This window comes from Spirosoma foliorum (assembly GCF_014117325.1).
Taxonomy (GTDB): Bacteria; Bacteroidota; Bacteroidia; order Cytophagales; family Spirosomataceae; genus Spirosoma; species Spirosoma foliorum.
On record NZ_CP059732.1, the window covers coordinates 2,141,832 to 2,163,611 of the forward strand.

The window sequence follows — 21,780 nt, forward strand, 5'->3', positions numbered from 1 at the left end:
TCACCTTCACGGAACACAACGGTCAGATCATTTAGGGAGATGGGGTCAGTAAACGAAAGCAACGGCAATAAACGACAAGCACCTAGCCAGAGGCATTAATGAGCAAACGGTACTATACGAACCGATTTGGAAGAGGATGTAAACAGGATACGGGCCAATCCGTTTACAGTGTGATTTACGGAGTCGTAAATCCATCGCAAACAAGCTCTATGAAATCGATTGAACCAACACCACGCAGAGATTTTTTTAAAAAGTCGATAGCCAGTACGCTGACCCTACGGGCTGGTATGCCCTTACTGGCCTCCTTACTAACATCGCTCACCAGCGAAGCGGCCAACCCCGTGGATGATTCACCGATGGCAGCCACGGAAAAAGAATTTCGTCAAAAGGTTATTGGCCCGGCCGAGTTGTCGCTGGTCACCAGTCAGATTGCGGTGGGTAAAGCGGCTAATAAATACGCGAAGGAGTTCGCGGGCTTTGAGTTGGAAGAGGCTAAGGCTGTTACGTCGGTGCTCAAAGATCTGGGTACCCCCGTACCCGCCATGAATGCCAAAGCTCAGGCTACACTGACCAAAATCAAGACCACAACAGGCGCTGCTTTTGACAAGGCGTATATTCAGGCCCAACTCGAAAATCATGAATTTTTGCGGGATTTGGCTCAGGATTATTTAACGAAATCAATGGGTAAAACCAGCCCCGCCGAAAGCCAGACGCGGCATCTGGCCACCCTGGCGCTGGCCGTCTTTAAAGAGCATGTGGCCTTGACCAAACAGATTTTAGGTCAACTGGGCAGCTAACCGAATCGGTTAGCCTTACGGTTTGTTTTTGAGCCACACCTCTTCGTGTGGCTTTTTTTGTCAACAGACAGGCTCAAGAAGGAAATACGTAACCGCTGGAATCAAGCAGGTCACCCGTCCCCCAGGAATAGTAACAATCAATGACGTTGCTAGTCCGTTTATAAACCAGCCTATTGTACTCGGGTGGTGCTCCGTTCTAGTTGATTCGTGAGGGGGCTGCCCAGCCGACAACCAGTGGGGACTGTAAAGCAAATCATATGGTTTCATTCAATAGGGATAACAGCAGTCCCGGCTAAAGGAGCGTAATTTGAGAACAAGTAAGTGGATGGTTACTAGCTTAGGAAAGCGTAATCTCGTCCTTTTAACAGGCAGACGGTCGTATACTTGTTAACAAAGACTGATGAAAAGCGACGGGGAAGGGCCGTTACCAAAGGATCATTCCTTTGTGCAAATACCCCTCGTGGGGGCCGCACCGCACCAGGCAGTAAGTTGGGCCATGCTTTAGAATCGTAACTTTCCCACTGGTAACGAAATGCACCAGCTTAGAGCGGTGATCCTGCCGACGAAAGAGCAATGCATAAGGTAGCACGGCGGCTTGCTGACCTTCATCCGGTTTTGCAGCATCGGCGGCTATTGGGCGCGGGTCACGGTGCCTGTTGTCGATCAGGCTTTCTTTAATCGACTCTTCGAACTGCATCAGGCGCAGTAAAACGGAATGATACACCTCGGCGCGGCCATAATCGGGGGAATCGTTTTCGAGCCGTTGCAAGTACCCGTGTAAGTCGCTTTGGAGCTGCGAATAAGCCGGGGCATCGACCACCGACAAATGATTGAGCTTTTTACCTAGCGCGGTTAATTGGTGCTGAATCACCCGCCCGTTGCTCTGATAGGGTGTTTCTCTGACGCTGGTATATCGCCATGCGCCCTCCCTTGTGTAGTCGATCAGAAAATTACTGCTCGACTGAGCAAGGCCGGGAGCTGCCACAAAATACAGCATCCCGGCACTGGCGAACCACCATAGAATCTTTCTCATACGCTGGGAAATTTAGGAGCGGTCGGGTAAGTCGATTATCGGGCGATGCGCAAGGCTTCCGCGTAGGCATCCGGCAATTCGCTTTGCTCAACGGCCTGGGCTGCTTTTTCTACATCGTAGGCAACGCGCACGAACTCCACGGCAACCCCTTCGCGCGAACCTGGCCGCGCTGTTTCGTCTATTGTCAGCAGCACATAACCGGCCCTCGGATCACCGTCCTTTGGTTTTCCCACGGAACCGATATTAATGGCATGACGCCAATATGTTTCCTGGCCTTCTGCCTCGGCACTCACCACTTTGTGAAAGGGTTTGTGCGTATGGCCGAAACACATCACATCAGCACCCGCACCCTCGATCACGCGGCCCAAACTGCGGTCGCCCCGATCCTCAAACAGATATTCATTCACGCGCCGGGGGCTACCATGCACCAGCAGCAACGTGAACGGGGTTTGTTGCTGCCAAAGGTGTTCGGGGTCGTTGCCTAGCTCAAATTCCACGCGAATATGAGTTGGGAGCGTGCGCAGATACTACCGCTCATCGTCGCCCACCTGGACATTGGTGTAGGCAATGGACACTTTGCCATTGGCCTTTTCCTGTTCCTCTTTGTAGGCGCATCCGCAATCGTCGGAGCTGCGACCGATACCATAATCATAATTCCCGGCAATCGTCGGAATACCGCGTTTGCGGATCGTGGCAATCACCTCGTTTGGCCAGATATTATAGCCGACCAAATCACCCAAACAATAGACCGCGTCAGGCTGGCGGCTGTCGATGTCGGCCAATACCGCTTCCAAAGCAGGCAAGTTGGCGTGAATGTCGGAAAACAGGGCAATTTTCATGCGTGCTTTTGAATCGTCTTTTTGTAGTAGGGAGCAAACTTGCTTTGTTGTTTCAGAGCGAAATTGACCATCAGGATCAGCACCGGCACTTCGATCAGCGGACCAACCACGGCGGCAAAGGCCGCGCCTGAATTGATTCCGAAGACGGCAATGGCAACGGCGATACCCAACTCAAAATTATTGCCCGCTGCGGTGAAAGCGAGCGAGGTGGATTTGGCATAATCGGCACCGGCCCGTTTCGAGAGATAGAAGGCCGAAAAGAACATGATGGCAAAATAGATCGTCAGCGGAATGGCGATGCGCAGCACATCGAGCGGAATGGACACGATGAGCTGTCCTTTCAGGCTGAACATGACCACGATGGTAAACAGCAACGCGATGAGCGTAATGGGGCTGATGGCAGGCAAAAACGTCTGCTCGTACCATTGGCGGCTTTTCAAACGCGTCAGGATGATCCGCGAAAACATGCCTGCCAGGAAGGGCACGCCCAAATAAATGAATACACTTTTGGCCACTTCGCCGATGGTGATATTCACCTCGTAACCATGCAGGCCAAACAGGGGCGGTAGCACGGTAATAAACAACCAGGCATAGACCGAATAGAACAGCACCTGGAAAATGCTGTTGAAGGCCACTAGACCGGCGGCATAGAGCCGATCACCGCCCGCCAAATCATTCCAGACAATCACCATCGCAATGCAGCGGGCAATGCCGATCATAATAAGGCCGGTCATGTATTCGGGTTTGTCAGGCAGGAAAATGACCGCCAGCCCGAACATGAGCAGCGGGCCGACGATCCAGTTTTGCACGAGCGAAAGACCCAATATTTTGGTGTTGGCAAACACCTTGGGCAGCTCGTCATACCGCACCTTCGCCAAAGGTGGATACATCATCAGCACCAGGCCAACGGCGAGCGGCACGTTGGTCGAGCCGGAATTAAACCCATTGATGAAGTTCTGCGACTGCGGAAAAAAATACCCGATGCCCACGCCGATCAGCATGGCCAGGAAAATCCATAGGGTCAAAAAGCGGTCGAGAAACGAAAGACGGGGGGTACTCATAATTGATCCTGAATTAGCGCGCGTTTCATGACGATGGCCGATGACGGGCATAAATCGCTGAATTGCTGCGTCTGTTGGATAGCCGCAGGCACTTCCTGCCGGCTGACGATTTGGAAGCCATGCCGCTCGAAATAGCGGTCGGCGGTATTGGTTATAAGATACACTTCTTGCAGGCTGGATGCCCGGGCGGCTTCCAGCAATCGGCCAACCAGTTGGGCGGCAATTTGCTTGCCCTGGTAGTGCGGATCGACGGCCACCGAACGCAGCAGGCCCACCGGGCCGAAGCGTTCCAAACCAGCCACCCCAACGGGGGGTTCCTCGTATTTCGCAATGAAAAAATCAGGAAGGTCGGTCGGTAAATCCTCAGTCAATAGGTGCCCTTGCTCTAGCAGGGCAATGACGGCCTCCCTATCGGCCAGTTGCGCGGGTTCGATCTGCATGGCCATCACTTATTGCGGAACAGGTTCACCCAACCGACTTTCGATGAATTCCTGACTGTAGGTTTTGATCAGATCCCGCACCCGGCGAAAGGAAGTCAATTTATCCTCGCCTGGTGTGTGCCCTGGATCGGGGAAACTGTGATGGATCATTTCGCCCGCTGTGGGAAAATACGGACATTGTTCGCGGGCATTGTCACACACGGTGATGACGTAATCGAACGGGATTTGCACATACTCATCGGCGTGATTCGAGGTATGATGCGAAATGTCGATGCCGTCTTCGGCCATTACTTGAATGGCCAACGGATTGACGCCGTGCGGAGCAACACCCGCGCTATAGACTTGGGCGCGGTCGCCTGCGAAATGCTGCAAATAGCCTTCGGCCATCTGCGAACGGGCGGAATTGCCCGTGCAAAGCACTAGGATTTTTTTCATGGCTGTTTTGTGGTTGGGTTTAGTTGCAGCAACCGGGAGGGCAGCAGGCCGCTGGGGCCGCTTCTTCGGGCTTCTGGGCAAAGACGGTGACGCTATAAATACCTTTGTCTTGATGGCGATAATCGGCGATTTCTTCCGCCGACAGATAGTTTTTCAGCACCTCATCGGGCAAAGAAATTTCGCGCTCTTTCTGCACGGTGATGTTGGTAAAACCGTTCTCCTGGATGAGTTGCAAATACTCGTTCTTCTGGATAGCACCCGAGACACAACCCACATAGAGTTCGGCGTCCTGTTGCAAGCCTGCGGGCAGCTCACCTTTCAGCACGATATCGGAGATGCTGAAATGACCACCGGGCTTCAAAATGCGGAAGGTTTCGCCAACGGCTTTTTGTTTGTCGGGGACCAGGTTCATTACGCAGTTACTCACCACAACGTCGGCCAAATTGCTCGGTAACGGCATGTCCTCGATGTCGCCATAGACAAATTCGACATTGGTAAATCCGAGCGTCTTGGTGTTTTTGCGGGCACGGTCGATCATGGCCGGGGTCATATCCAGGCCGATCACGCGACCCGTTTCGCCGGTTTCGGCACGGGCCACAAAGCAGTCATTGCCTGCGCCCGATCCAAGATCCACTACGGTGTCACCGGGTTTGATCTGCGCGAATTGCGTAGGCAGGCCGCAACCCAATCCCAAATCGGCTTCGGCGACGTAGCCGTTCAGCTCGTCATAGCCCACGGTCATATCAATGGGCACGCTGGCGACCGTTTCAGGCCCACAGCAGGAGGTGGGGCCGCAACAGCCATTGGCATCGGGTTGTTCGGCAATTGCGCCGTATTTCTGGCGCACGACTTCTTTGATTTGCTCGGCGGTTTCCATATGTTTTCCTATTGGTATAATGTAATATTACGATTAATTCAGGCAAAAAAATACCCGCTGATTTCAGCAGCAGGTCACTGGTACAAACGTATCAAACAATGCTCCGAATGCGCGTTGAGCTTCCTCCCATACGGGGGTATTAATGCAATAGCACACGCGGGGCGGGTTGATTTCGCCCTGAATGATGCCAATGCGTTTTAGTTCTTTTAGGTGTTGTGAAACGGTTGCCTGGGCCAAATTCAGCTCGTCCACCAGATCACCGCAGACGCACGCTTTCCTGTCCACCAGCAATTGTAGAATGGCTACCCGTGCCGGATGAGCAAATGCCTTTGCCAGATCCGCAATGCGGTTTTGTTCCTCGGTGAATATTTCGGTTTTGGTAAGTCCCATGTCACAAAGGTAACAGGTTTTTTATTCATTGCAATATTGCGATGAATAAAATCTATAAGCCGGTTAAAGGTTCATCTTTACTTTGGAAAAAACATAAAAGGTTTCCGTGGCAATTTGATTGCACCGCTCGTCATATTTAGCGGTTTCCTGGGGTGTGCCATCAAAAGCTTTCGGATCGTCATAGGGCGTCGGTACCCGCAGGGCTGCGCCTTTCACAATGGGACATGCTTTATCGGCTTGTGAGCAAGTCATGATCGCCAGGAAATTGCTCTGGGGATTGCTGGCATCATCGTATTTCTTGGAGAACGCCTTAATGGGTTCTGCACCAGATGCGTAAGTAACAGCATACATTGGGTTCGGTCCTTCTGATGCTTTGCTAATATCAAATCCCGCTCTTTTGCAGGCAGCTATTGCCCGTTCATTGAAGGCACTGACTTCTGTTCCACCTGAGAAGCTTTTTACGCCTGGAACGCCATAATAAGCAGCGGCTGTTGCTGCCCATAGTTGGCCGAAATGACTGCGTCGGGAATTATGGGTACAGATGTAAGTTAGTTGGACAGGCTCTTTAGCGTTGACTTTGAGTTGAACAAACTCCGCAATTTTGTCCAATTCAGTCTTGCGGTATTTTTGAAAAGTCTTGCTTAATGCCGTTGATGTAGGTCGTTAGAGAGCCATTCAATACCACTTTTTTGTCGGGATCATTGCTCAAGAAAATAGCGGTTGTAATTAGTAACCATAATGGTAATAGGCTGAAAAGCTTCATAGTACAGTGTTATATATTGTTATCTCCAGACACGAAATTGGTTTCATCGTAAAGTTACGATTAATTTGCTATTCGTGTGAAATTTATAAGTAATCGCTCGCCCGACTGTGTATCTTATGACTTAATCAGTCATTCAAGTGTCTACCTAATCGCCCGATTAATAGACATCCTTTCGTCTCAGTTGGGAGCATTTTGTGATACAGTGGTTTTAGTCAGTAGCCTACGTTTGCATATACTGCCGAACCAACAGATGTTCGAGCCATTCTTATTGTGGCTCATATCTTTATCCGGTTGAACATAAGCTATAGGTTAAGTAGTATTGCCCTGTTTCCCGGCAGCAGGATTCCAGACAGGAAACAGACGACTACTAACTTTTTCACCTTTACGCTTATGGCCAAATACACAATCATGTTGCAAACTCCCCGAAAGCCTAAGGCGGGTACGAATGCCGATGTTGAAGCACGAATTTTAGGCACGCACGGGGCCAGTGCTTGGCGAGTTTTAGACTTACCCAATGTCGATGACCGGGAACAAGGTAGCCAAGACTATTACAGGCTGGAGTTTGATGATTCATTTGGAGACATCACCGGTTTGGAGCTACGCGTCAAGAAAGCCGATGAAGTAGGTCCTGAATGGTTGCTGGAAACAGCCTATATCTGCCGAGTTAGCTCGCGCCAGTTGTATAAGCTACCCTACAACCAGTGGATCAATCCAACCTCACATACTAACTGGGTTTATGCAAGGCTGACCAGTTTGCAACCTGAGGTATTAAACGAGTCGGCATTTGGCGTAACTAACCAGTTTTTGTGGTAATCCTGACTTATAGTCAACTCTGGCCAACTTCTAAAATGAGTCGGGCAGTGGCCTAACTGGGTTGAGATAGTCTTAGAAGCGGTTGCTTTTGAGCCGTATGGCCAAACTCAACAACCGTACTATCAAAATCGAAGTGATTCGAAAGTTGTCAGTAGAGGTCAGCCGCCTTTTTTTAGGTTATTGCCAACTGTCTCACAATAACTATCCTACTTCAGATGAGAAAGAACATCCGATCCGTGTAGTCAAATGAGTGTTTTTGTTGATTTTACTATCAGTCCATTGGTCCTGCTCCGGAATGCCGGCCCATGGCCTACCGCTCACCGCAGCTCAAGGAACGAACGTACGGTATCAGAAGAGGAGCACAAGTCATAATCCATAGCTCTACCTGCTAAACTGAGATAGATTTACCTAACTCTTTACTTATGAACAACAAATCACTTTTTCATCGGAATCGGCTGGCAGCCTATGCGCTGCTGGTTATATTGCTGAGTACGCTCTTGGGCTCAGCTCAGGCACAAACCGAGTCGGCTCGCCAGCGTGAGCTATTTACGATTGTCGAACAGCCCCCCGAATTTGTGGGTGGCATGAGAGCCTATGAGTCGTTTATGAAAGCCAAGGTGCGCCAGCTAAAGGACACCTCGAGCCGGAAGCTGACCGGTAAAGTGTTTGTTAGCTTTACGGTCACGGATCAAGGGGCAATTGAAGAGGCAATGGCCTTGAATCGTCAGGGATCCTGGGAGGCAACAGAAGCGGTACGGTTGGTGCAGAGCATGCCCGCTTGGAACCCCGGTAAGCAGGCGGGCCATGCGGTTAATGTCAAGTATAATTTACCGATAAAGTTTAGTGAACACTAATGCGAAGGGATATAGGCAGCAACGTAATGCCTTCAACAGGCTTCGCTTAGCTTCACTTTAGAAGCCTCTTGCGCTGGTCTAGGCATAGATCGATGAAGTCTTCATAGCCTACTTCACCGATCGATGGCTAAACTAACCATGGTAATCCTATAAATTATTGCACTGGTTATTGTCCGAAATTAGCTACTTCACTGCTGTTCTAGTAGTGGAGGGGAAGCGTAGGTTCAGAAAAGGCAGCCTTTTTTGAGACACCGCTATTACTGAAGCCTTTCTAACTGCGCAAGAGAGCCGACCCCACCCGAATAGATGACAACGCACTTAACGGCTGTTTACTATCCGCAACACAGTTTGGGTATTGCTGAAGGCGTGGATTTTTTAACACAAGAGTTCAATAGAATTACAAATGTTGAATCCTGCACAAATGCTCATTTCGAAGCACTTCAGCCCCGCTTTGGGTGATACCTTGTTGGCTGCTGCCACCTTACCTTGGTTCTTATTTTGAATCCGATTTCCAGGCGTCAAACCTCCAAAAGCCATCTTGGTGAAAACTCACTTTCATTTGATTTGTTTTTTTGTCTGGGTTGAATTCTACTGTCACGTTTTCGTTTGGAACAAAGAAAGTATTCTCTGTTTGAGGCTGGGCTAATACAGTCGAGATGCCATCTGAGTATGTAATTTTAATTCCAGCTTGATCTGATTCGATTGTTAATTTTCCAGTAAAATCATTGTTATAAATACCGAAGTATTTTTCCTTTACATTTTCCGTCAATTCTATTGATGTCGGCTTAACTGGTTGAACCAATGGTCGGACTTCAATAAGCGATTTTAGGTCATTAAACGTATAAGATATACGTCCTTTAGCGAGAAGATTAACGATGTTAGTCTTAATCGTTGATTGAGGGTCATGTTTTGAGAGAAACCAGATGTCTCCAGTGGTGAGGTTTTGAATATTTGAGTATAGAGTGCTTTCACCTTGTTTTGTTTCCCGACAGATAGACATCATAGTCTTTAAGCTCGGATCATTTTCTTTTAACAGAGCTGTTGCTTTTGGATATCTCCAACAATAGGAGCCATCTTCTTTTCCGCAAATATCAAAATTAGTTGAAACAAGAAATTTTCCTTCTTCAACTAACTGAATGCCAGATGCACTAACAATAGCAAACCTGCCCTGCCTGTCGGCTATATGCATTTGAGCACTAGTAAAACCTTTTTGAAACCAGTATACGTTGAAGAAGTCAATAACTTCCTGAACAGATTTCATGGTACCAAGAATATGAGGCAGAATTTGCTGATCACCTTGAGCAAACGCCTTTTTGCTTTTAGGATCAAACCCCGTCACTTGATGAATGGTATTAAAATCAAACGTTAATCCGGCCTCATTCATCCCGCCTTGTATACGACTACCTTCACCAAATCTTGGGGAGAAATATGAAAATGTAAAATAGCCGTATTTCATTTCCAACGATTTTGGGAAGACATTGATGAAATTAGCTACGCCAATTTCTCCATCCTCATTATTACAAGTCCAAACTTGTCCATTTGAAGCCACTGCACTAACTGTCGTGCATGCACAGGTTTGAGTCCAATATAAAATTGAAAAAGTAAGGGATAAGATAATAAAGGCAGGCGACTTGAATTGTATAGTTGTCGTTCTTTTCATGAAGTTCGTCTGTAATTTACTTGATTTGATTTTCATGAGGTTTTTTTCTCAAGATGCAGACCATACAAAAACAGTTGCATGATGTTCAAATCTTTTCGTATGCTACTGTTTGAGTTGGACAGTTATTAAAATCAGCTTTTTATGAGAATTTATAAGCATAAGATTACATCCAGAACGATTACTGAGTTATTGCTGGTCAAATTAGGTAGAAGAAGTATCTTTGTAAGCCTTGATTATCAAGGTTGTTGGAAATGAAATGGGACTAGAAAGGCTGCGCTCAAGCGCGGCCTTTCTAGTTAGATCAGAATTCTAAGTATGCCGCGAATAGAGCGTTTTTTTGAGACGTAATTAGAAAGGGGGATAAAAAGCAGGAGACTTGCTAGCTGTCGTATAAAAGCCCATTCCTACGTTAGTGGTTATTCCACCCAACCTCCCATGTGGAAATGGAAACGTAGGAGCCTTCACAGGGCCAGTCGGGCTGCTTACTTGACTACTGGGGTGACCTGTCGCCGGAAAATTGAATTTAGAATTTTAAATCAGCCTACACTGAATTTCTAAAACGAATTCAAAGCTGCCACTACGGCCTGCCATATTTGTCAAGCTGGACAGGCTACTGATTCTTGTACATAGCCGAATAAACAACGACGTACTTAATATGTACAAAGCCGTATCTTGGCTGCTGCCCTGTCGTTAGTTGGCTACTGCGAAATCAACCGCTGCTTTCGAATGAATGGCAATGGTGTCAAATATGGGAATACTGCAATCTGTCGGTTTAAGCAGGATGGAAAATTCAGCGCTGCCAAAGACAACACCTTCTGCTCCGCTACGTTTTAATTTGTCAATAATTTCAGTGTATTTATGTTTTGTCTCGTCGGTGAAAACTCCTTTTGTCAATTCGTTAAAAATAGACGCATGGATATAGTCTTTATCCGCTTGGTCGGGCAACATGGTGGTAATGCCGAACTGGGATAGACGATCCCTAAAAAAAGGATTGTCCATGGTAAATTTTGTGCCCAGAAGAGCCACTTTATGGATGTTTTGGCTAACGATTTCCTTGGCGGTTTCCTCAGCACTGTGAATCAAAGGAATGGTTATTTTTTGCCGGATCGTGTCCGCCACGAGGTGAACGGTGTTGGCACAGAGTATAATGCAGTCTGCACCCGCCTTCTCCAGTTGTATCGCAATGCCCGATAACATGGTTTCAACTGCGTCCCAGTCGCCCACTTCTTGTAGTACTCTGAATTCGTCAAAGTCGACCGAAAAGAGCAGGAGTTTAGACGAATGGGAGTTGCCAAGCCGTTGATTTGTCAGTTCATTGAGCATTTTATAATAAACGGATGTTGCATACCAACTAAGCCCACCAATTAGTCCTAATGTTTTCATAAGTTATCGTATTACAGGAACCCCTCATTATCGCCTTTTGTGATAGCCGGATTAGCTTTTTCTAAACTTGTTTTATTCGTCTCAATCAGTGGAATCAAGCTTTTTTGTCAGACGCTATAGTCAATTAATACTTGAAAATGGAGAATTGTTTCCAGAACGTGATTGTCTCTCCAGACGCCCGTGGCTGTTGCACAACTCTACCTATGGATTTAAGTGGCCTTTTCTGTATCTTAAGGTATGCAAGGCAGAAAAGAATATACTGAAAAGCAAATCACTTATTTTCAGCTGTCCAGCCGCGTTCCTAAGCACAATTTCTACCACCGGTTAAAGGAGACGCTCGACCTGACGTTTATCTACGAGGCCACGAAACAGCTCTATGGCCAGACTGGAAACCCTTCCATTGACCCAGTCGTATTCTTTAAGTTCATGCTCATCGGTTGCCTGGAGAATATTACCTCCGACAGAAAGTTAGTCGAGCATTGCTCGCTACGGATGGATATGCTGTATTTTCTAGGCTATAACATTGATGAGCCACTTCCCTGACACTCTACCCTGAGCCGTACTCGACAACTTTACCCGGAAGCACTCTTTGAGGCTGTATTCGACAAAGTGTTTAGCCTATGTGTAGCCAACAACATGGTGGCTGGCCGTAGGGTAGCCATCGACTCGGCCCCCGTCAAAGCCAATGCTTCGATGGAAAGACTGCTCGAAAAACAACCCAACCTGCCGGGTCCCAGGCTGGTCCAGTCGACTGAGGATCAGGATGAGTCAGTAACTTCCATAGCCTCATTCAGCCCCCGTCAAGCTGCGTCGGTGATTACCGCAGCTGATCACCAGTTGAGACGGTTGAAAAAGCATCAGCAAAACCTAAAAAATGCACCCACTACTTTAGGAGCCGGTAACGAAAAAGCAAAGTTACTCAGCAACAAAACCCATTATAGTCCCACCGATCCCGATGCCCGCATCTCGATTAAGCCCGGTAAAGCCCGCAAACTCAACTACCATTGTAGCCTGGCTGTTGATACCGCAGAAGGCGTCATTAGTCATGTACAGGCCGATTTTGCCGATGGCCGGGATAGCCAGTACTTGCCTGACATTGCCCTTAAGCTTCAACAGGGGCTGGCAGCCAATGAGCTACGTTTGGAAGAGGTATTGGCGGATACAGGTTACTCTAATGGCGGTAATTACGCTTTACTGGAAGGGTGGAAAATTACGGACGGTCCGCCGTTGCGGCTGGATACCTGTCTTTGGCCACTTTAAACCACAGATCGAAGGCTTTCCCTATGATTCTGAAGGGGATCACTTTACTTGTTCAGCTAGCAAGCGATTGCCTTTTAAGACCTTTGCCACCCACGCCCAAACCGGTTTGTTGAAGGTCTATCGAGCGGATTACCAGGACTGCAAACAGTGTCCACTCAAACCCACTTGTGTACCCAAGAGCCAATGCCGACAAATTATTCGAACTGCCTACGATCCCTTCTATCGTCGAGCCCTGGAGCGCCAGCAAAGTCGGCGGGGCAAGCGCATGAAGAAGCTTCGCCAACGGACGGTGGAACCCGTGTTAGGTAGTTTGGTGGAGTACAATGGGTTGCGAAAGATTAATGTACGGGGTAAAGCGGGAGCTCACAAGGTGATGCTGATGGCGGCCATTGCCTTCAATCTGAAGAAGTATATGAAGTTCATCACTAAATCCACTCTTAGCCAGGCCATAGCTCTAAGGGTGGAATGGTCATTGTCATCTCAAAACACTTTTCTAGGCTTTAGCATGCTTTTTCTCAACTAAGGAGGGCAAACCAATAGTAGGAAATCTTAATTGCCAATCTAGAAGTTGAAAAATCAATGTGGGAAGCAGAGTTGTGTAACAGCCACGCTCGATTTATAGTTCCCCTCGTCTCAGGAGGGAGCCTTATTTGAGAATAAGTAATCCATGACCTTAAGAGCATCAGTACTAACTGCCTAGCTTTTTCGCAGGCCATCCATAATTTGCTGCATGCAACCGATTAGGTCCGCTAACGGCTGCTGCGGCAAATGCCCTACCAGGCTTTCGATTTGTTGATTGGATGCGTTGTCAAGTTGCTCGAAAACAGTTCTGCCCTTAGCACTGAGCGATAATAAGGAGACCCGACCATCGTGTGATGATGCTTCTCGCTGGATTAAACCCTCCTTTTCAAACTTTTTTAGAATCCGACTTAAATAGCCTTTATCGATACTTAGAACAGCAATTATATCTGATGCCTGACACTGGCCTTTAGACGAAATCTCAAACAGAATACGACCTTCGGCCAGCGAGTACGAGCTTCTCAGCAGATGGCTATCGAGCAGCCCGAGCAAATCGGTATAAAAGCGGTTGAATGTCCTGATCTGTTGAATCGATTCGTTCGTCATCTTCCTATAAGTAAGCGTTAAGTGGCCAGCTTAAAATTAAGATTTGCAATGGACATATCAGTGCGCAGTTAACGTGAATCACTTACCAACAGTGTCAAACAAGCATGTTTGCTAGCTCAGTAAAGCTGAGAATCGCTATGGGGTCTTACTTAACCGGGCAATCTGGTTGGCCGCATTCTGATTGGTGGCATCCAGTTCCAGAGAACGTTTATAATTTTGAATGGCGGAAGCTTTATCGCCCACCATATCATAGCCTTCGCCTAAACTGTCGTAGGCGTTCGCACTTTGAGGATACAGCGCCACTGTCAATTTGAAAATCGCTAAGGCCTCCTGCGTTTTGTTTTCGCTGGCTAAATAATAGGCCCAACTGTTGAGTTGATCTTCCTTTAAGTGAAAAGACGCATTTTTCTGCTGTAACGTTTTCGCAATTGGAATTGCATTCGTAAAGCCCTTCTTGAGTAATTCGGTCCGCAATGTTTTAAGCGAGGATGACAGGCCAAAACCGTTGGCCTTATGCATATCAGGCAGGTAGTAGCCCGCGATTTCATCGATAAACCATTCTGGATTGGCACCCTGAAGATTGGTCAGTACCACGATTGACAAATCGTCTTTGGGATAGACAAACAACGCGGAACGAAAGCCACCAACGGGGGCAACAGCCGGGTGTTCATCTCGGGTCACAGTTGGCCAGCCTAGCGCGTACCCATTGGTCAGTTCATTGAAACCACTCACCTGACCATTGGTCAATCGAGCCGGTGTCCAGAGGGCTTCTAGACTTTCTTTCTTCTTAAGCAGCTTACCCGACTGTAAGGCAATCAGCCAATGAGCCATATCCTGAGCCGTGGATAGGATACCCGTCGCGGTCCGAAAAAAGACCGGAAATTTAATAAAATCAACGCCAAGCGGGTCTTTCTCGTCACGGGATAACCATTTGCCATTTACATTTTTTACTCGGGTATACCCACCCGCACTATTGGGAATGAGATCGCTTGAATCACCAAATCGCGTCAAGTTCATACCAGCTACTTTAAATTGATTGTCTTCAATAAACTGGGTGAAGGCTACACCGCTTAACCGATTAATGATTTTGCCTAAAATAACATAGCCGGTCTGGTTGTAGCTAAAGCGCTCACCGGGCTTAAATTCGATTGGTAGAGCTTTTACTTCTGTCCAGGCCGCTTGCTCTTGTCCCTGCCCAAGCACATGCTCATACTGGTCAATAATGTTAGGAAGACCGGATGTATTGGTCAGTAGTTGCTGAATGGTCAGACTTTGCCAGGCGGTTGGCAAGCTATCAATATAGTTACCGATCGGGTCATTAATGCGCAGTTTCTCTTGCTCGGCCAATTGCATAATAGCTACCCCAACGAAGGCCTTGGTCATAGAATTGATAGCGAATACATTCTGATCCGTGGTCCTTATTTGGTACTCGACATTGGCCAACCCATAGGCGCTCAACTGATCAATGTGGCCGTTTCGAATGATGGCGAGTTGAAGGCCAGGAATATGTCCATTCTGCATTTGTTTTTTGATAAAGACATTAATGCTGTCTTTTCGGGATTGGGCGAGGGCCTGAGAGTCAATGAAGGTTGTGCTCACTAGTAGCGTGATGCAAAGCCAAGCCACTTGGATGCGCATGAGAAAAGGGACCATTTGATTCTGTGATTTAGATACTTATCTAATAAAGGAAGACTTTTGACAAAGCAAAGCAAGCCAATAAAGTTGACTTTGTCAACTTTATTGGCTTGCTTTATTAATTAATGCAATGTTTAATTAAAAGCGTTTAGAAAAGGTATAAAACCACGGTCCGCCATTGCGCCGGGCTGCCGAAACGGTCACGACTGCTCCGGCAGCCCGTTCGTAAATTCGCGTCTCAAACAAACGCCCGAATTAGGGAAACAGATACATGAACATTCCTTCGTCTCGCATGGGAGCATTAAATGAGATTATGCAGCAGTTGGCCGTCCCGCTATCCTGACCAAGTAATCACTATACAACTAATTAATTAGTTATTTTAGAGGGCTCTATTTATTAGCTAAATCGTATCCCCTGCTTATGCAATCGACTTCACGTAAAATGACCTGCCTGCCGATTCTTTTGACGATGCTAATTAGCACCCATACGATACGGGCCCAAACCCCTCCACCACGATCATCCCCGTATTTATCCCAAAAGCCGCCCGCTTTAGTACCACAAGTTTTTGCCCCCAATCTGGTCTCGCAAACCGATTACTATGAGTATGGGTCAATTTTCTCCAAACAGGGTAGGGAGTTTTTTTATGCGGTGATCGTTAACGCAAAGCCCCAGATTCGCTGTATCCGGTTTGAAAACAAGGCCTGGACAAGCCCCATCACCCTGTTAGCCAGCGACCAATATGAGTATAATGACCCGTTTTTGTCACCTGATGAATCTAGGTTATACTTTATTTCGGATCGAGCTACCGATGGAAAGGGGCCAAAAAAGGATTTTGACATCTGGTACATCGAACGAAAAAAAGACGGCTGGTCGAAGCTGCCCATCAATGCGGGCTCAGGCATTAATTCGGCTAAGAATGAATATTATATGTCGTTTACTAAAACGGGCACGATGTACTTTTCCTCCAATGGTGGCACCAGCTCGTCAACCGACAAGAACTATGACATCCGGTTTTCCCCCTATATCAATGGCACCTTTCAGGCTTCCCGAAAACTCTCCCATGCTGTCAACTCAGCGCATTATGAAGCCGATGTCTTTGTTTCACCCAATGAGGACTATCTAATTTTCTGCGCCGAGCGGCCGGGTGGGTTTGGTAATGGTGATTTATATATCAGTTTCAAAAGCAAAACGGGTGAGTGGCAACAAGCTAAGAATATGGGTCCTGCGATTAATACGAAGGGTTATGAGTTTTGCCCCTTTGTGACCGCAGAGGGGAAGTACTTCTTTTTTTCCAGGGAGGGGGATATTTATTGGGTATCCGCAGCGGTCATTGATGGGTTGAGGAAAGCGATATCGTTGAGGGTAAGGGCTAGTTAGCGTCTTCATTGATAAAAGTTGCAGACTGACACTATCAGGTCGAGGAGCCTTTTATGAGAATAGACAACTTAGGACACTTATTTGGCTGTGCGCAGAGACGAATAGAGAATGGCGGCTTCCAGTATCTTTTTAATGGTCACTAACTCGTCCTCGGTTCGAGGGGAATACACCATCATATAGGTTGCCGGTAATTGGCTCCCCGGCTTGTAGATTTGTCCGGCTAACCCGTGCAGTTCGCCCCATCCCTTTTCTAAAACCTCTTTGGTATCGCTGGGGCTTAAGGAAAAATGCATGGAGCCATCGGTCGGGTGCAGGTGGCCTACTTCGGCATGCGTAGCCGTTACGACGGTCGGATTGCCTTTTATGCTGTCATTGAGAAACACCGCATCGTTATGCCGTTCAAAATTAGGGTAATTGCATCAAACGTTAAGTTGGCTCAATAGAGTCATTAGATAAGCATCGTCTCGGGCAGCTTTCTTTCGCTTACGCTTCAAACTCATCTTGGCCGGGTCACGACTAATTAAGCCTAAGGCCAACTTACGAACCGTACTCAAATTACGCGGAGCATGGTCTTTCCGGACCTGGCACCCATCTTCATCAAAGGTGACATCAAGGTGCCAATGCTGCTCATTCTCAATACTCCAGTGCCGACGAATGTAGCAACTCATCTGAGCGGCTGAATAGCCTCTTAGTGAGCTGATATAGTAGCGTGTACTGCGCTGTTCTTTGTCATTGATCCAACGAGTTGACTCCACATAAATGACGCTTTTTAAGCCTACCCACCCCGCTGCGGCATCAATCAAGTCCAGTGTTTCGCTTACGAATACAGCCCGCTTTTCAGCTCGCCCATGGCCCAAATCCCGGCTTATATCGGCTTGTAAGGAAGGCTTTGTTCGCTCGAACCAATCGACCACTTGTTCATATAAGCCGTCCTGATTGGCCTTTAAGCCAATGAGATAGTCTGCCCGCTGATCGATAATGAGTTTGGCAATCGTTTTTTGGCATCCAATGGCATCCATACTAACCACGCTACTGGCGATGTCAATCGATTTTAACAAATCAGGAATCGCTTTGATCTCGTTGGTTTTAGTAGCTATCTGGCTCTGAGCCAGACACAACCGCTCTTTCTCGGCCCAGACACTGACAATCTGAACGGTGGCTTGTTTGTGGCCAGCCTCTACCGTTCCCCGCAGTTGTTTACCGTCGATGATAAGCTGTTTTTGGGTCAGCAGGTCAACAATTTCTTTGCCCCAATTGGTTAACAAAGTCTCCAGCTGGGTGGGCTCAAGTCGGCGAAAGACCCGATTTAGGGTATCGTGCGAAGGAATCCCGCAGGGTAGTTCCAAAAACTCACGGAACACCTCCTGTTTATCACAAGCATAATCATAAACCTCTTCAAATCCCTCACAATCAGCTAAGTATCCACAAAGTACGATCATTAGAATATCGGTTAGCTGGTGAAAACACTTTCCTTCCTGGCGGGGATCATCAATCTCAAAAAACAATTCGGCTACGTCCATCTGTCAAAGATGGCTAACTTAGCTTTTCGTGCAATCACCCTAGTTCAAAATAGCTCTTCTGAAAATGAACGAGTGATTTATTGTGCGCCACGACCTCATCAAAGAAGGCTTTTTGTTTCTGGCGGATGGTCGTGTTATTATGCTGATCGATTTGGCGGTGCGGAATGGCAAACGGCGCAATCGTTGGTCTGGCTCCGGTACGCTTAGGCAAATCCTTGAGCGTTTTTATATCGCCGGTTGCCCCCATTTTGGCCACGAGTTGGGAAATATCTAATGGATCTCTGAGCTTGTTATTCAGGCTTTGTAAGGATCGAAAACCTTCCAGGGTGTGCGGTAGTCCACCTACACCAATCGCCACCCAGCTCTGGTATTGCTTAAACTCTTCGGGGGTTAATTGGGCTTTGATGGCCTCCAAATCGGTTGGGGAGGCCTGGTTAGTGGGCGCGCTTTGCGCCCTTAAACAGGTGGCAGAAAGCAGTAAAAGGAAAAAGATGGAGGCCAATTCGCGTATCATGGTTCGCTTGTTTTCTGGTCACAAAGTTCCTAGTGAAACCTTGAATCACACTAACACGATTTACGGTTATGCTTGTCCTTTTTACGGTTGCTTAGGATTGGTATCGGGCCCGAAACTCAACCGGTGTCAAACCCGTTTGTTTTTTGAAAAATCGATTGAAATAGGATACGTTGTCAAAGCCAAATCGATAGGCAATTTGGGCAACCTGATCGTCGGAGTGCAGTAAATAGCTTTTGACTTCCAGCATCATTTTGCGCTGTAGATGAGCGGAAGCCGGTAGGCTAGTGACTCGTTTGATGACTTCATTGAGATAATTGGCACTGATGCCTAACGAGTCGGCCAGCAGAGAGACCGAAGGCATGACCGATTGTTGGCCATTGGCCAACTGGCCGACATACTCATCCAGCACTTTCCGAAATCGATTAAACAGGGCTTGATTGGCTTTCTGTTCAGGGGGTAGTTGGCCCATTTTTTGGGTATAGATCCGTCGAATTTTATGCAGATAAACCGCCAGCAGCTTTCGAATCATGTTCAAGTTGTCGGGTAGCTCTGATTGCATTTCCTGGATCATTTCCTCGGCTCGCTGTTTAAGCTGATCGGCCTCTGCCTCGTCCAACGAAAGGAGGGTATCGCCTTCCAGGGTGAAAAAGGGATACTGACCATCAAAACCGGAATGAGTAGAATCGACATCCGTAAACTCTTGGGTAAAATAAATGACGGTGCCATACAAGCGTCCTTCCCGTTCCCAGGATTCCAGTTTGCCGGGGTAGCTAAAGCTTAAACAGTTCTGCCCGATTGATTGCCTGGTTTCCCCAGCGGTAAAAGCAAGCTGGGAGTTGGTAAATTGAATAACCCGGTAAAAATCGGATCGATACAGGGGCATGACGGTCAGTTTGGAATCGGGCTGCTCTTCCAGGCGCATACACATGATCTGCGAATGCAATGGCTGTCCTAACCCGTAGGCATTAAAAAAATCGGAGATGGAATAGTTGGTAGAAATAGTTGCCACTCCCTTAAAAAAGATTTTTCGTTAAGTTATAAAATTAATGTTGCATCTCACTTAACGCCCAAATTATAGATACGCAAACCCCGCTTCGTCTCAAGTAGGAGCATTTTATGATAATTGGTTTTCCTGCATTGTACTCGTTAGAATCACTCAGCGTAATTAACGTAGACTCCAGTTTATAAGTTAAATAGTGGTATGTGAGGCCCTTGCAAATAACTGACAGCTGGGAACAAGAATCTTCATTTTAGTCGAATTCTAAACGAAAAAAACCGCTGAATGTACCGTTGTTCCGTCGATTTATACCGATAAGCATACTCTACTACTTGCTAACTTTATCGGGCTGAATCGAAGGACCCCTATGCCTTCTGGGCAAGCTGCCCAATTAGAAAAATTTACGCTTCCTAGTAATCCACTTAGTATCAAGATAGAAAACCATGCAAACACTTACTCAAGAGTCCTTTCTCTCAGAAGAGGGATTGAACGTGGCCTACAAACATTGGAAGACCGTTAATTCACCTAAGGCGATCCTAGTTTTTGCGCACGGATTTAATTCGCATAGTGGTTATTTTCAATGGCCTGCCGAAGAGTTGACGGCCCAGAATTTTGAGGTGTATGCCATTGATTTTCCTGGCCGGGGACACTCAGATGGAGAACGGTACTACATTGCCGACTATCAACAGTTTGTCAACGAACTTGATAAGCTAGTTGATGTTGCCCAATCCACTCATCCAGGCTTGCCAACTTTCCTACTGGGTCATAGCGCAGGTGGTGTTTTATCCTCCATCTATGCTCTGGAGCATCAGCATAAGCTCAGGGGTTTCATCTGTGAAAGCTTCGCTTTCCAGGTACCGGCTCCTGATTTTGCCGTTGCGGTCCTGAAAGGGCTAAGCCACCTGTTTCCTCATGCCCACGTGCTGCGGTTGAAAAATGAAGATTTTTCCCGCGACCAGGCTGTAGTTAATTTCATGAACGCTGACCCCCTGATTGCCAACGAAGTGCAGCCAACCAAAACCGTGCAGCAGTTATCGCTAGCGGACGAGAGGCTCAAGACAGACATGGCTGCTATCCAACTCCCCTTGCTAATTCTTCATGGTACGGCTGACAAAGCAACCAAACCCAGTGGAAGCCAGTATTTCTATGACCATGCGTCATCGACCGACAAAACACTAAAGTTTTATGAAGGCCATTACCATGACTTGCTCAATGACCTTGACAAAGAAATCGTCATGGGCGATATACTGGATTGGTTAACTGAAAAGGTAAGTTGAAAGAAAAGACCGTGGTTGGGTAAAGCCAAAAATCAGCATTGACGTAAGAATAGTCAAGATAATAGTTGTTTTGTGTATCTCATTAAAAGTGCGGGTTATATACAGGTTAAACGCATTTAAATCTTGAGTAACATCCTAATTAGGTATTGATCATCCCATCCCGCCAGTTTACGCCTGCTTTTGATGCTTTCCTTATCCTCCACTCGGTTGAGAAATTGAAGAGCTAATTTGCGTACTGTAGCGAAATTCTGGGCTGCATTCCCTACCCGTATACGTTGCTGGTCTTCTCGAAAAACGACATCCAGACTCCAATGTAGCCGCACCGGCCTTTAGGTTTGAGGGCCGGTAAGAAACCAAGATTTGGGTAGCTTGCCAGACAGACAACCGAGCGGGCTTCCCTAACGTCTCCGGCCAGGTTTGCGCCCTATGGGCCGATTCAGGTCCCGCTCGGTCTTTCTTACTTAACCTCGAATAGAAATTCGGGATAGCAGTCCCATTAGCAAGGTAGCGAGTGATGAGTAAGTAGTCTGATTGTCTAACCCTAAAATTAAGTACTCTAATGGACATTCGCCACTTCATTGGGATTGATGTTTCGAAGAACACGCTGGATTGGGCTGTTTACGCTAATAAAGGTATCGTCTGGCAGACCCAATCTGAAAACTCACCAACGGCTATCCGAGCAGTGATCAAACAACCGCTTCGGCGGTCCGATCCAGGCACTCCCTGACTT

21 protein-coding genes and 2 pseudogenes are annotated in these 21,780 nt (G+C 47.3%); 7 read left to right on the plus strand and 16 right to left on the minus strand.

All coding sequences use genetic code 11. The features are described from left to right. Positions 1–209 precede the first annotated feature (209 nt). The gene (locus H3H32_RS08675; protein ID WP_182462305.1) at positions 210–797 is read left to right on the plus strand and encodes a DUF4142 domain-containing protein; all 588 of its coding nucleotides are present in this window, start codon (positions 210–212) and stop codon (positions 795–797) included. 424 nt (positions 798–1,221) lie between these two features. On the opposite strand, the gene H3H32_RS08680 is transcribed toward H3H32_RS08675, so the two are convergent. From H3H32_RS08680 to H3H32_RS08715, 8 genes and pseudogenes are all read right to left on the minus strand, one after another. Further along, entirely contained in the window at positions 1,222–1,830 is a 609-nt protein-coding gene (locus H3H32_RS08680; protein ID WP_182462306.1) for a hypothetical protein, read from the minus strand. A gap of 35 nt (positions 1,831–1,865) precedes the next feature. Further along, positions 1,866–2,669 (minus strand): annotated as a pseudogene (locus tag H3H32_RS08685) (metallophosphoesterase family protein). Then, positions 2,666–3,730 carry an ACR3 family arsenite efflux transporter gene (arsB, locus tag H3H32_RS08690; RefSeq protein WP_182462307.1) on the minus strand — a complete coding sequence of 355 codons (1,065 nt, stop codon included), beginning with the start codon at positions 3,728–3,730 and terminating at the stop codon, positions 2,666–2,668. Before arsB ends, H3H32_RS08685 begins: the two are co-directional and overlap by 4 nt. Then, a complete protein-coding gene (arsN2, locus tag H3H32_RS08695; RefSeq protein ID WP_240543720.1) occupies positions 3,727–4,170 on the minus strand; it encodes an arsenic resistance N-acetyltransferase ArsN2 in 444 nt (147 codons plus the stop codon). The genes arsB and arsN2 overlap by 4 nt, the downstream gene beginning before the upstream one ends. 9 nt (positions 4,171–4,179) lie before the next feature. After that, positions 4,180–4,605, minus strand: a complete 426-nt coding sequence (locus H3H32_RS08700) for an arsenate reductase ArsC (protein WP_182462309.1) — start codon at positions 4,603–4,605, stop codon at positions 4,180–4,182. A 19-nt stretch (positions 4,606–4,624) separates the two neighbouring features. Then, the gene (locus H3H32_RS08705) at positions 4,625–5,482 is read right to left on the minus strand and encodes an arsenite methyltransferase (RefSeq protein WP_182462310.1); all 858 of its coding nucleotides are present in this window, start codon (positions 5,480–5,482) and stop codon (positions 4,625–4,627) included. A 63-nt stretch (positions 5,483–5,545) separates the two neighbouring features. Continuing rightward, positions 5,546–5,872: an ArsR/SmtB family transcription factor gene (locus H3H32_RS08710; protein WP_182462311.1), complete on the minus strand. Its 327-nt coding sequence runs from the start codon at positions 5,870–5,872 to the stop codon at positions 5,546–5,548. A 63-nt stretch (positions 5,873–5,935) separates the two neighbouring features. Further along, entirely contained in the window at positions 5,936–6,481 is a 546-nt protein-coding gene (locus H3H32_RS08715) for a low molecular weight phosphatase family protein (RefSeq protein ID WP_240543721.1), read from the minus strand. 544 nt (positions 6,482–7,025) lie between these two features. Between H3H32_RS08715 and H3H32_RS08720 the strand changes: the two genes are divergently transcribed. Together H3H32_RS08720 and H3H32_RS08725 are read left to right on the plus strand one after the other, a co-directional pair. Next, positions 7,026–7,448 carry a PLAT/LH2 domain-containing protein gene (locus tag H3H32_RS08720; protein WP_182462312.1) on the plus strand — a complete coding sequence of 141 codons (423 nt, stop codon included), beginning with the start codon at positions 7,026–7,028 and terminating at the stop codon, positions 7,446–7,448. 422 nt (positions 7,449–7,870) lie between these two features. Further along, on the plus strand, positions 7,871–8,302 hold the full coding sequence (locus H3H32_RS08725) for an energy transducer TonB (protein WP_182462313.1): 432 nt from the start codon (positions 7,871–7,873) through the stop codon (positions 8,300–8,302). 493 nt (positions 8,303–8,795) lie between these two features. Here the strand turns inward: H3H32_RS08725 and H3H32_RS08730 are convergent, their stop codons facing one another. Both H3H32_RS08730 and H3H32_RS08735 read right to left on the minus strand, forming a co-directional pair. Further along, entirely contained in the window at positions 8,796–9,998 is a 1,203-nt protein-coding gene (locus H3H32_RS08730) for a C45 family peptidase (protein WP_182462314.1), read from the minus strand. A 654-nt stretch (positions 9,999–10,652) separates the two neighbouring features. Further along, on the minus strand, positions 10,653–11,345 hold the full coding sequence (locus H3H32_RS08735; protein ID WP_182462315.1) for an aspartate/glutamate racemase family protein: 693 nt from the start codon (positions 11,343–11,345) through the stop codon (positions 10,653–10,655). A 237-nt stretch (positions 11,346–11,582) separates the two neighbouring features. On the opposite strand from H3H32_RS08735, the pseudogene H3H32_RS38410 reads away from it, so the two are divergent. Next, a pseudogene (locus H3H32_RS38410) lies at positions 11,583–13,128 on the plus strand (IS1182 family transposase). A gap of 173 nt (positions 13,129–13,301) precedes the next feature. Here H3H32_RS38410 and H3H32_RS08745 read toward each other — a convergent pair. Together H3H32_RS08745 and H3H32_RS08750 are read right to left on the minus strand one after the other, a co-directional pair. Beyond that, complete coding sequence (locus tag H3H32_RS08745) at positions 13,302–13,730, minus strand: MarR family winged helix-turn-helix transcriptional regulator (RefSeq protein WP_182462316.1); 429 nt, start codon at positions 13,728–13,730, stop codon at positions 13,302–13,304. Between the two features lie 135 nt (positions 13,731–13,865). Beyond that, positions 13,866–15,368: a serine hydrolase gene (locus H3H32_RS08750; protein ID WP_182462317.1), complete on the minus strand. Its 1,503-nt coding sequence runs from the start codon at positions 15,366–15,368 to the stop codon at positions 13,866–13,868. 417 nt (positions 15,369–15,785) lie between these two features. Here H3H32_RS08750 and H3H32_RS08755 point away from each other — a divergent pair, with 417 nt between their 5' ends. Then, entirely contained in the window at positions 15,786–16,742 is a 957-nt protein-coding gene (locus H3H32_RS08755; protein ID WP_182462318.1) for a TolB-like translocation protein, read from the plus strand. 77 nt (positions 16,743–16,819) lie between these two features. Here H3H32_RS08755 and H3H32_RS08760 read toward each other — a convergent pair whose 3' ends face one another. The 4 genes from H3H32_RS08760 to H3H32_RS08775 all read right to left on the minus strand — a co-directional run bounded on the left by H3H32_RS08760 (position 16,820) and on the right by H3H32_RS08775 (position 19,785). Then, the gene (locus H3H32_RS08760; protein WP_182462319.1) at positions 16,820–17,125 is read right to left on the minus strand and encodes a luciferase domain-containing protein; all 306 of its coding nucleotides are present in this window, start codon (positions 17,123–17,125) and stop codon (positions 16,820–16,822) included. Between the two features lie 36 nt (positions 17,126–17,161). Next, positions 17,162–18,262 carry an ISAs1 family transposase gene (locus tag H3H32_RS08765; RefSeq protein ID WP_182459992.1) on the minus strand — a complete coding sequence of 367 codons (1,101 nt, stop codon included), beginning with the start codon at positions 18,260–18,262 and terminating at the stop codon, positions 17,162–17,164. A 34-nt stretch (positions 18,263–18,296) separates the two neighbouring features. Further along, entirely contained in the window at positions 18,297–18,776 is a 480-nt protein-coding gene (locus H3H32_RS08770; RefSeq protein WP_182462320.1) for a hypothetical protein, read from the minus strand. Positions 18,777–18,867: 91 nt separating this feature from the next. Beyond that, a complete protein-coding gene (locus H3H32_RS08775) occupies positions 18,868–19,785 on the minus strand; it encodes a helix-turn-helix domain-containing protein (protein ID WP_182462321.1) in 918 nt (305 codons plus the stop codon). 431 nt (positions 19,786–20,216) lie between these two features. On the opposite strand from H3H32_RS08775, the gene H3H32_RS08780 reads away from it, so the two are divergent. Both H3H32_RS08780 and H3H32_RS37410 read left to right on the plus strand, forming a co-directional pair. Further along, positions 20,217–21,050, plus strand: a complete 834-nt coding sequence (locus tag H3H32_RS08780; protein ID WP_182462322.1) for an alpha/beta hydrolase — start codon at positions 20,217–20,219, stop codon at positions 21,048–21,050. A 559-nt stretch (positions 21,051–21,609) separates the two neighbouring features. Then, complete coding sequence (locus H3H32_RS37410) at positions 21,610–21,777, plus strand: hypothetical protein (RefSeq protein ID WP_240543714.1); 168 nt, start codon at positions 21,610–21,612, stop codon at positions 21,775–21,777. Positions 21,778–21,780 lie beyond the last annotated feature (3 nt).

Bases quoted from the DNA above. Each gene is read 5' to 3' on its own strand.
- H3H32_RS08675 (WP_182462305.1), top strand. From the start codon at position 210: ATGAAATCGATTGAACCAACACCACGCAGAGATTTTTTTAAAAAGTCG.
- H3H32_RS08680 (WP_182462306.1), bottom strand. From the start codon at position 1,830: ATGAGAAAGATTCTATGGTGGTTCGCCAGTGCCGGGATGCTGTATTTT.
- arsB (WP_182462307.1), bottom strand. From the start codon at position 3,730: ATGAGTACCCCCCGTCTTTCGTTTCTCGACCGCTTTTTGACCCTATGG.
- arsN2 (WP_240543720.1), bottom strand. From the start codon at position 4,170: ATGCAGATCGAACCCGCGCAACTGGCCGATAGGGAGGCCGTCATTGCC.
- H3H32_RS08700 (WP_182462309.1), bottom strand. From the start codon at position 4,605: ATGAAAAAAATCCTAGTGCTTTGCACGGGCAATTCCGCCCGTTCGCAG.
- H3H32_RS08705 (WP_182462310.1), bottom strand. From the start codon at position 5,482: ATGGAAACCGCCGAGCAAATCAAAGAAGTCGTGCGCCAGAAATACGGC.
- H3H32_RS08710 (WP_182462311.1), bottom strand. From the start codon at position 5,872: ATGGGACTTACCAAAACCGAAATATTCACCGAGGAACAAAACCGCATT.
- H3H32_RS08720 (WP_182462312.1), top strand. From the start codon at position 7,026: ATGGCCAAATACACAATCATGTTGCAAACTCCCCGAAAGCCTAAGGCG.
- H3H32_RS08725 (WP_182462313.1), top strand. From the start codon at position 7,871: ATGAACAACAAATCACTTTTTCATCGGAATCGGCTGGCAGCCTATGCG.
- H3H32_RS08730 (WP_182462314.1), bottom strand. From the start codon at position 9,998: ATGAAAATCAAATCAAGTAAATTACAGACGAACTTCATGAAAAGAACG.
- H3H32_RS08735 (WP_182462315.1), bottom strand. From the start codon at position 11,345: ATGAAAACATTAGGACTAATTGGTGGGCTTAGTTGGTATGCAACATCC.
- H3H32_RS08745 (WP_182462316.1), bottom strand. From the start codon at position 13,730: ATGACGAACGAATCGATTCAACAGATCAGGACATTCAACCGCTTTTAT.
- H3H32_RS08750 (WP_182462317.1), bottom strand. From the start codon at position 15,368: ATGCGCATCCAAGTGGCTTGGCTTTGCATCACGCTACTAGTGAGCACA.
- H3H32_RS08755 (WP_182462318.1), top strand. From the start codon at position 15,786: ATGCAATCGACTTCACGTAAAATGACCTGCCTGCCGATTCTTTTGACG.
- H3H32_RS08765 (WP_182459992.1), bottom strand. From the start codon at position 18,262: ATGGACGTAGCCGAATTGTTTTTTGAGATTGATGATCCCCGCCAGGAA.
- H3H32_RS08770 (WP_182462320.1), bottom strand. From the start codon at position 18,776: ATGATACGCGAATTGGCCTCCATCTTTTTCCTTTTACTGCTTTCTGCC.
- H3H32_RS08780 (WP_182462322.1), top strand. From the start codon at position 20,217: ATGCAAACACTTACTCAAGAGTCCTTTCTCTCAGAAGAGGGATTGAAC.
- H3H32_RS37410 (WP_240543714.1), top strand. From the start codon at position 21,610: ATGGACATTCGCCACTTCATTGGGATTGATGTTTCGAAGAACACGCTG.